This is a genomic window from Nocardioides sp., assembly GCF_050699375.1.
Taxonomy (GTDB): Bacteria; Actinomycetota; Actinomycetes; order Propionibacteriales; family Nocardioidaceae; genus Nocardioides.
Genome location: NZ_JBOHDN010000174.1, coordinates 1 through 8596, shown reverse-complemented (window position 1 = coordinate 8596; position 8596 = coordinate 1). Strand labels below are relative to the sequence as shown.

General features: G+C 71.0%; 7 protein-coding genes. 6 read left to right on the top strand and 1 reads right to left on the bottom strand.

Features of this window, described 5'->3' with window-relative positions; translation table 11 throughout:
• Positions 1-936 (bottom strand): SDR family oxidoreductase (locus tag ACRDPS_RS13125; RefSeq protein ID WP_431502088.1); only part of this gene is annotated, 936 nt, incomplete at its 3' end.
• A 164-nt stretch (positions 937-1100) separates the two neighbouring features.
• Here ACRDPS_RS13125 and ACRDPS_RS13120 point away from each other — a divergent pair.
• The 6 genes from ACRDPS_RS13120 to araA form a co-directional block, all read left to right on the top strand.
• Positions 1101-3020: an FAD-dependent monooxygenase gene (locus tag ACRDPS_RS13120; protein WP_431502087.1), complete on the top strand. Its 1920-nt coding sequence runs from the start codon at positions 1101-1103 to the stop codon at positions 3018-3020.
• A 23-nt stretch (positions 3021-3043) separates the two neighbouring features.
• Positions 3044-3496, top strand: a complete 453-nt coding sequence (locus ACRDPS_RS13115; protein ID WP_431502086.1) for a MarR family winged helix-turn-helix transcriptional regulator — start codon at positions 3044-3046, stop codon at positions 3494-3496.
• A gap of 81 nt (positions 3497-3577) precedes the next feature.
• Positions 3578-4597: a LacI family DNA-binding transcriptional regulator gene (locus ACRDPS_RS13110; RefSeq protein ID WP_431502085.1), complete on the top strand. Its 1020-nt coding sequence runs from the start codon at positions 3578-3580 to the stop codon at positions 4595-4597.
• Between the two features lie 111 nt (positions 4598-4708).
• Entirely contained in the window at positions 4709-6367 is a 1659-nt protein-coding gene (locus tag ACRDPS_RS13105; RefSeq protein WP_431502084.1) for an FGGY-family carbohydrate kinase, read from the top strand.
• On the top strand, positions 6367-7056 hold the full coding sequence (locus ACRDPS_RS13100) for an L-ribulose-5-phosphate 4-epimerase (protein ID WP_431502083.1): 690 nt from the start codon (positions 6367-6369) through the stop codon (positions 7054-7056). The genes ACRDPS_RS13105 and ACRDPS_RS13100 overlap by 1 nt, the downstream gene beginning before the upstream one ends.
• Before the next feature lie 42 nt (positions 7057-7098).
• Positions 7099-8596 (top strand): L-arabinose isomerase (gene araA, locus ACRDPS_RS13095; RefSeq protein ID WP_431502082.1); only part of this gene is annotated, 1498 nt, incomplete at its 3' end.

Sequence of the window (8596 nt, the reverse complement as noted above, 5' to 3'; positions counted from 1 at the left end):
GGTCGGGAGCTCCGTCTTGGTGAGGCTCTCGGAGACCTCCCAGAGCCGGGCGGCGTCCTCGCGGGCGATCGGCCGGTAGAGCGACTGCGCCGCGGGCGCGCCGCCGAGGTGGCCCGGTCCGCTGGGGCCGTACAGCTGACCACCGGTCGCATCCGGGGACGTCGCGGCCAGGAGCGCCGGGAGGGCTGCGGTCTCGGGGGTGCCGAGCAGGATCCCGTGTGCGGAGAGCCAGCGGATCAGGCGTACGGCGACGGTGTCGGTGCTCCGGCCGATCTCCGGTCGAGCGGCCAGCAGGTTCGTCGGGGCGACGCCGGGGTGAGCGAGGTTGCTGGTGATGCCCCAGCCGTACGCCTCGCTGCGCCGGTCCAGCTCGAGACCGAACAGCCCGACCGCGATCTTCGACTGGCTGTAGGCGGCCCCGCCGTCGTACCTGCGCTCCCAGTTCACGTCGTCCCAGTTGATCTCGCCGCTGCGCGCGGCGACGCTGACCTGCGAGGTGACGCGTGCCTGGCCCGCTCGCAACAGCGGCAGGATCCGGGCGACGAGGGCGAAGTGGCCCAGGTGGTTGGTGCCGAGCTGAAGCTCGAACCCGTCGGCCGTCGTCTGGTGGTCCGGCGGCGTCATCACGCCGGCGTTGTTGATCATGATGTGGAAGGGCTGGTCCTCGTCGAGGAGGGTCTCGGCGAGCGCGGTGACCGAGGCCAGCGAAGAGAGATCGAGGTCGCGCAGCGAGATCTTCGCCTCCGGCACCAGCTCACGGATCGTGGTGAGCGCTCGCTCGCCCTTGCTGGGATTGCGTACGGGCATGACGACCTCGGCGCCCGCGCCGGCCAGCCGGGTGGCGATCACCAGCCCCATGCCGTCGCTGGCCCCGGTGACCAGGGCTCTCCTGCCGGACAGGTCAGGGATCGTGATGTCGATGGGTCGACGTGGCATTGGTCTGCTCCTCGAGGACGGATCTGGTGTCTGATCCATCCTCGGCGGGCGGCCAGGATCTATCCAGGGTCTCTGGATCCCAGGCTGGCCGGGGAGCTACCCTCTTTCTGTACAGATCGTTGGGGTACTGACTATTATCCCTGCATCCAACGAAGAGGAGTGGCGTGCAGTACTACCGAGACGGTTTCTACCCCGGCGACCCCGCGGTCGTCCCGGGCGCGGAAGACGCAACGACGTCGACGAGCGTGCCGCTCCCTGCGGAGGTCGACGTTCTGATCGTCGGCAGCGGGCCGGCGGGCAATGTCCTCGCGGCGCAGCTGGCCCGGTTTCCGGGCATCACCACGCGGCTGGTGGAGCGCCGTACCGGCCCTATGGAGATGGGGCAGGCCGACGGCGTCGCATGCCGCACCGTGGAGATGTTTCAGGCGTTCGGGTTCGCTCACACGCTGATGGAAGAGGCGTACTGGGTCAACGAGACCACGTTCTGGCGGCCCGATCCTGAGCGGCGCGATCACATCGTGCGCACCAGCCGGGTGCAGGACGTCGAGGACGGCCTCAGTGAGATGCCGCATCTGATCATGAACCAGGCCCGCATCCACGACCATCTGCTCGCCGCGGCACGCGACGCCCCGGCGCGGCTGGTGCCCGACTACGGGCTGGAGTTCGTCGGTCTCGAGGTGGCCGACGAGGGCGAGCACCCGGTCATCGCCACCCTGCGCAGGGTCGGCCCCGAGGGAGCAGACGGCACCGGTGAGGAGGTCACGGTCCGGGCGAAGTACGTCGTCGGGTCCGACGGCGCCCGCAGCGAGGTGCGTGCCGCCATCGGCCGCACCTCGTCCGGCGATCGCGCCAACCATGCCTGGGGTGTTCTCGACGTCCTGGCCACCACCGACTTTCCGGACATCCGGTTCAAGGCCGCGATCCAGTCCGCCGAGCACGGCAGCATTCTGCTCATCCCGCGCGAGGGCGGCTACCTGGTCCGGCTCTACGTCGACCTGGGCACGGTGACTGCGGAGAACCGCGCCACTGTCCGCGGCCTCGGCGTGGAGGAGGTGGTCGCGATGGCGAACCGGGTGCTCCATCCGTACGTCCTGGACGTGAAGGAGACTGTCTGGTTCTCCGTCTACGAGGTCGCGCAGCGCATGACCGACGGTTTCGACGACGCCGTCGGCCGCGACCTCGGGCGCGGGCCGCGGGTCTTCATCGCGGGCGACGCCTGCCACACCCACAGCGCCAAGGCCGGCCAGGGGATGAACGTGTCGATGCAGGACGCGTTCAACGTCGGCTGGAAGCTCGCCGCCGTCCTCGAGGGCCGCAGCGACGCAAGTCTGCTCGAGACGTACGACGCCGAGCGCCGACCTGTCGCGCAGGAGCTGATCGCCTTCGACAAGGAGTGGTCGGCCATGCTCGCCGCGCCGCCTCGCGATCCCGGGCACCCCGAGCGCGGTGGTGTTGACCCGGCCGAGCTCAGCGAGTACTTCGTCCGCCAGGGGCGCTACACCGCTGGCGTGGCCACCCACTATCGGCCCTCGCGGCTCACCGGGACCGACGAGCATCAGGGGCTGGCCGCTGGCCTGACGGTCGGTATGCGCTTCCACTCCGCGCCGGTCGTCCGCGTCGGCGACGGCAAGCGGCTTCAGCTCGGCCACTCGGCGGTGGCCGACGGCCGCTGGCGGATCTATGCCTTCGCCGATGCTCGCGAGGATCGCTTCCGCGCATTCGGCGAGTGGCTCGGCTCGGCCGGGACCTCACCCCTGGTCCGGTACGGCACCGGCCACGACCTGGACGCGTTCGTCGACGTACGCGGCATCGTGCAGCAGCGCCACTCCGCGGTCGACCTGCTCGGCCTGCCGGAGGTCTTCCGACCCCGCGCCGGCCGTCTCGGGCTGGTCGACTACGAGAAGGCGTACGCCGCGGTCTCGCGCGAGGATATCTTCGACCTGCGCGGCATCGACCGCGAGCAGGGTGCACTCCTCGTGGTGCGGCCCGACCAGTATGTTGCGCTGGTGCTCCCGCTGGATGCGTACGACAGCCTCACCGCCTTCTTCGATGGCGTGTTCGCGCGGCCCGGGTCGGCAGAGTGACCAGAGTGACCAGAGTGACCAGAGTGAGCAGCCCTGAGGCCCCAGAGCCGCTGCGCTACACCGGCCATCTCCTGCGGCGCGCGCAACAGGTGCACCTGGCGGTGTGGCAACGCGAAGTCTCCACCGAGGTGACCAGTGTGCAGTTCGCCGCGTTGGCTGTGCTCGACCGACTGCCCGGCGCGAGCCAGGCCGAGCTGGGGGCCGACCTCTTCCTGGACCGCTCCACGATCGCCGACGTCGTCTCCCGGATGGTGCGCCGCGGTCTCCTCGCGCGCGAGCAGGACACCACTGACAAGCGGCGCAACGTACTGAGTCTGACCGCGGCCGGTCGCGTCACCCTGGAGACACTGCGTCCGCGGGTCGAAGCCATCGAGCCTCTGCTCACCGGCGGGCTCACCTCCGCGGAGCGGACCGATCTGCGCAAGCTGCTCGACAAGATGCTGGCCGGCACGGGGGAGCAGGGTCTGCTGGGCTGACTCGGCCTGGGCGCCTGGCGGGGTGGAGAAGCCAGTGACATCGAGGCATGCCGCTGCAGGACGCGCCACTAGGATCACCGCATGGTCCACGGGGAGTCGAAGAACGCGCCGAGCATGGCTGATGTCGCGGCCCGGGCAGGGGTCTCCCACCAGACCGTGTCGCGGGTCGTCAACGGCTCCGATGCCGTACGCGGCGACACCCGTGAACGGGTACAGGCCGCGATCGAGGAGCTGGGCTACCGGCGCAACAAGTCGGCCCGCGCGCTGGTGACCCGGCGGTCGGGGAGGCTGGGTCTGCTCTACTCCCAGCCGCACCTCTACGGGCCGAGCACGCTGGCCGCCTCGGTGCACCAGGCCGGTCAGCGGGCCGGCTACGACATCATCCTGAGCCCGGTGCCGCACCTGGAGGCAACCTCGACCGAGCGGGCGATCGAGGCCCTGCTCGACGACGCGGTCGAGGCGGTTCTCCTCGGCGTCTCGCACCAGTCGTTCGAGGACCTGGTCGCCCAGCTCGCCGCGACGGTCGAGGTGGTGATGATCCACAGCGACCCGCCGGAGGGGGTGCGCTCGGTGGGGATCGACCAGCACGCGGGGGCGGTGCTCGCCACGCAGTACCTGCTGGACCTGGGCCACCGCAACATCGCACACGTGGCCGGTCCGGTCGGCTGGATCGACGCCAGGCAGCGCCGGGAGGGATGGCTGGCCGCCCACCGGGACAGCGATGCTCGACCCGGGCCCGAGATCTTCGGGGACTGGTCGAGCAGGAGCGGCTATGAGGCCGGGGCCGAGATCGCCCAGGACGACTCGGTCACCGCTGTCTTCGCGGCCAACGACTCGATGGCGCTCGGGGTGATCCGGGCACTGCACGAGGCCGGGCGCCGGGTCCCCGCTGATGTGAGCGTCGTCGGCTTCGACGACGTCCCGGACGCTGCCTACCTCTGGCCGCCGCTGACCACCGTCCGGCAGGACTTCGCGTCGCTGGGCGCTCTGGCGGTCGAGGTGGCCACCACGGCCATCGCCGAAGGAACCGTCGAGGTGCCACCGCTGCTGGCTCCGGAGCTGGTCGTGCGGTCCTCGGCGGCGCCGATCCCGCGTACGTGATCTAGCGCCCGACCGGGCTCCGCCGGGACCACAGGGGCACGCCGGCGCGGTATGTTAGCGTTCACATTGCCTCGACCCCACCCGAGCCGTCAGGTCAGAAACGGAGCCGTGATGACGCAGCGAGCAGGCCAAGGAGTGACCGCGCGAAGCGCGGATCTGCCCGACCTCGAGGAGACCTCGCTCGGCATCGAGCTGGGGTCCACGAACATCAAGGCGTGCCTGATCGGACCCGGCAACGTACCGATCGCCACCGGCTCCCACCTGTGGGAGAACGAGCTCGTCGACGGCCTGTGGACCTACTCCCTCGAGGCGGTCTGGGCCGGAGTCCAGCGCGCCGTGGCCGACCTGGGTGATGAGGTCCGGCGCCGCTTCGGTGAGCGCCCGGCCACCTTCGGGGCGATCGGGGTCTCGGCGATGATGCACGGCTATCTCGCCTTCGACGCGACCGGCGAGCTGCTGGTGCCGTTCCGCACCTGGCGCAACACCAACACCGCGGCCGCCGCCGCGGAGCTGTCGGAGACCTTCGGTGCCAACGTCCCGCTGCGCTGGTCGGTCGCCCACCTCTACCAGGCGATCCTCGACGACGAGCGGCACCTGCCCCGGGTCGCCTCGCTGACCACCCTGGCCGGGTACGTCCACCGCGCCCTCACCGGACGCCATGTGCTCGGGGTCGGCGACGCCTCCGGTGTCTTCCCCATCGATCCGGTCACCCGGACCTATGACGCACGGATGCTGGCGAGGCTGGGCGACCTCGTCGCCGCCCGTCGCCCCGGCCTGCGTGTCGAGGACCTGCTGCCCGAGGTGCTCCCGGCCGGTGCTGACGCCGGCCGGCTCACTCCCGACGGCGCGGTCCTGCTCGACCCCTCCGGCACCCTGCGGCCGGGCATCCCGCTGTGCCCGCCCGAGGGCGACGCCGGCACCGGGATGGTCGCCACCAACTCGGTCGCCAAGCGCACCGGAAACGTCAGCGCCGGCACCTCGATCTTCGCGATGGTCGTGCTCGAGGAGCCGCTGATCACCTCCCACCACGCGATCGACATCGTCACCACTCCAGCCGGCGACCCGGTCGCGATGGTGCACTGCAACAACGGGGCGAGCGAGCTGAACGCCTGGGCCGGGGTGTTCGGCGAGCTCGCCGCTGCGCTCGGTCACCCGAGCGACGCGGACGCCGTCTTCGGCGCCCTGCTCACCGCGGCGTTGAAGGGCGTGCCCGACGGCGGCGGATTGCTGGCGTACAACTATCTGGCGGGCGAGCCGATCACCGGTCTCGACGAGGGCCGGCCGCTGTTCGTACGCACCCCCGGCAGCCGTCTCGACCTCGCCGGGTTCGCCCGCGCTCAGGTCTACGGTGCCTTCGGCACCCTCGCCCTCGGCATGCGCGTCCTCGCGGACCAGGGCGTCGAGATCGACGCGATGTTCGCCCACGGCGGCCTGTTCCGCACCGCGGGCGTCGCGCAGCGGCTGCTCGCCGCTGCCATCGGCACCCCGGTCGCGGTCGGACAGGCCGCCGGAGCGGGCGGCGCCTGGGGGATCGCACTGCTGGCGGCGTACGCCAGAGCGGCCGAGGCCGAGCCCGCTCTGAGCCTGAACGCCTACCTCCACGAGCGCGTCTTCGGCGACGCCGACCTCGAGGTGGTCGAGCCGGCCGCCGCCGACCTCGCCGGGTTCGCGACCTATCTCGAGCGCTACGAGGCCGGGCTGGCCATCGAGCGCACTGCGGTCGGCTCACTCGCCCCGAGCCCAGGAGTCACCGAAGAAGGAGACCGGTGATGGCGGGCGTACCCACCTCCCTTCGCGACGCCGTCGACGCCACCAAGGAGCGCGTCGCCGCGCTGCACGCCGAGCTGCCCCGCTGGGAGCTGGTCGTGTGGACCGCCGGCAACGTCTCCGAGCGCGTGCCCAACCCCCACGGCGAGGACCTGCTGGTCATCAAGCCGTCCGGGGTCGCCTACGACGACATCACGCCCGAGGCGATGGTCGTGTGCGACCTGGCCGGCAACCTCGTCGAGGGGGAGCGCTCGCCCTCCTCGGACACCGCTGCCCATGCGTACGTCTATGTCCACATGCCCGAGGTCGGCGGCGTGGTCCACACCCACTCCACGTACGCCACGGCCTGGGCCGTTCGCGGCGAGCCGATCCCGTGCGTGCTCACGATGATGGCCGACGAGTTCGGCGGGCCCGTCCCGGTCGGTCCGTTCGCGATCATCGGCGACGACTCGATCGGGCGCGGCATCGTCGAGACGCTGCGGGACTCGCGGAGCCCGGCGGTGCTGATGCAGAGCCACGGGCCCTTCACCATCGGCACGGACGGCCGCGCCGCGGTCAAGGCCGCGGTGATGTGCGAGGAGGTCGCCCGCACCGTGCACATCGCCCGCCAGCTCGGGCAGCCGCTGCCGATCGGGCAGGGCCACGTCGACTCGCTCCACGACCGCTACCAGAACGTCTACGGCCAGCACTGAGCTGCGCCCCGAAACACCACGTCAGCTTTGGAAGGACCCCACATGAGCAAGCCGACAGCGCTGAAACCCTATGGCGACCGCGAGGTCTGGTTCCTCACCGGCAGCCAGGACCTGTACGGCGAGGAGACCCTGCGCCAGGTGGCCGAGCAGTCCCAGGAGGTCGCCCGTGCTCTGGACGCCTCGGGCGACGTCCCGGCGAAGATCGTGTGGAAGCCCGTCCTGAAGGACTCGGTGGCGATCCGCCGGGCGATGCTCGAGGCCAACGCTGATGACAACGTCCTCGGCGTCATCACCTGGATGCACACCTTCAGCCCGGCCAAGATGTGGATCGCCGGGCTGGACGCGCTCCGCAAGCCGTTGCTGCACCTGCACACCCAGGCCAACGTCGAGCTCCCTTGGGCGGAGATCGACATGGACTTCATGAACCTCAACCAGGCCGCCCACGGCGACCGGGAGTACGCCTACGTGGCCACCCGCCTCGGCGTCGCCCGCACCACCGTCGTCGGTCACGTCTCCAACCCGGCCGTCACCCGACGCGTCGGCACCTGGGTCCGCGGCGCCGCCGGCTGGGCTGCCACCCATGAGCTCAACCTGGTCCGCTTCGGCGACAACATGCGCAACGTCGCCGTCACCGAGGGCGACAAGACCGAGGCCGAGCTGCGCTTCGGTGTCTCGGTCAGCACCTGGGGCGTCAACGACCTGGTGGCCGCGGTCGACGCCGTCGACGAGGGTGCCGTGGACGCGCTCGTCGCCGAGTACGAGGACCTCTACGACGTGGTGCCCGAGCTGCGCCGCGGCGGCGAGCGGCACGAGTCGCTCCGCTACGCCGCCCGGCAGGAGATCGCGATCGAGGCCTTCCTCACGGAGCGGAACGCGAAGGCGTTCACCACCAGCTTCGAGGACCTCGGTGGACTGCGCCAGCTCCCCGGCATCGCGGTGCAGCGGCTGATGAGCAAGGGCTACGGCTTCGGCGCCGAGGGCGACTGGAAGACCGCGGTCCTGGTGCGCGCCGCCAAGGTCATGGGGGAGGGGCTGCCCGGCGGCGCCTCCCTGATGGAGGACTACACCTATGACCTCACCCCCGGCGCCGAGGTGATCCTGGGCGCTCACATGCTCGAGATCTGCCCCTCGCTGACCACCTCCATTCCGCGCGTCGAGATCCACCCGCTCGGGATCGGCGACCGCGAGGACCCGGTCCGGATGGTCTTCGACGCCGACGCATGTGAGGGGGCTGTGGTCGTCTCGCTCGCCGACATGCGTGACCGCTTCCGGCTGACCGCCAACGTCGTCGACGTGGTCCCGCCGACCCAGGCCCTGCCGAACCTGCCGGTCGCCCGCGCCGTCTGGGCCCCGCGCCCCGACTTCACCACCTCCGCGGAAGCCTGGCTGACCGCCGGCGGAGCACACCACACGGTGATGTCGACCGCCGCCGGCCTCGAGGCCTTCGAGGTCTTCGCGAACATCGCCCGCACCGAGCTCCTGGTCATCGACGAGGACACCACCCGGCGCGGCTTCGCCGACCAGGTGCGCTGGAACCAGG

What these genes read in the sequence shown, in the direction of transcription:
- ACRDPS_RS13110 (WP_431502085.1), top strand. Translation starts at nt 3,578, where the DNA reads ATGGTCCACGGGGAGTCGAAGAACGCGCCGAGCATGGCTGATGTCGCG.
- ACRDPS_RS13100 (WP_431502083.1), top strand. Translation starts at nt 6,367, where the DNA reads ATGGCGGGCGTACCCACCTCCCTTCGCGACGCCGTCGACGCCACCAAG.
- ACRDPS_RS13105 (WP_431502084.1), top strand. Translation starts at nt 4,709, where the DNA reads ATGACGCAGCGAGCAGGCCAAGGAGTGACCGCGCGAAGCGCGGATCTG.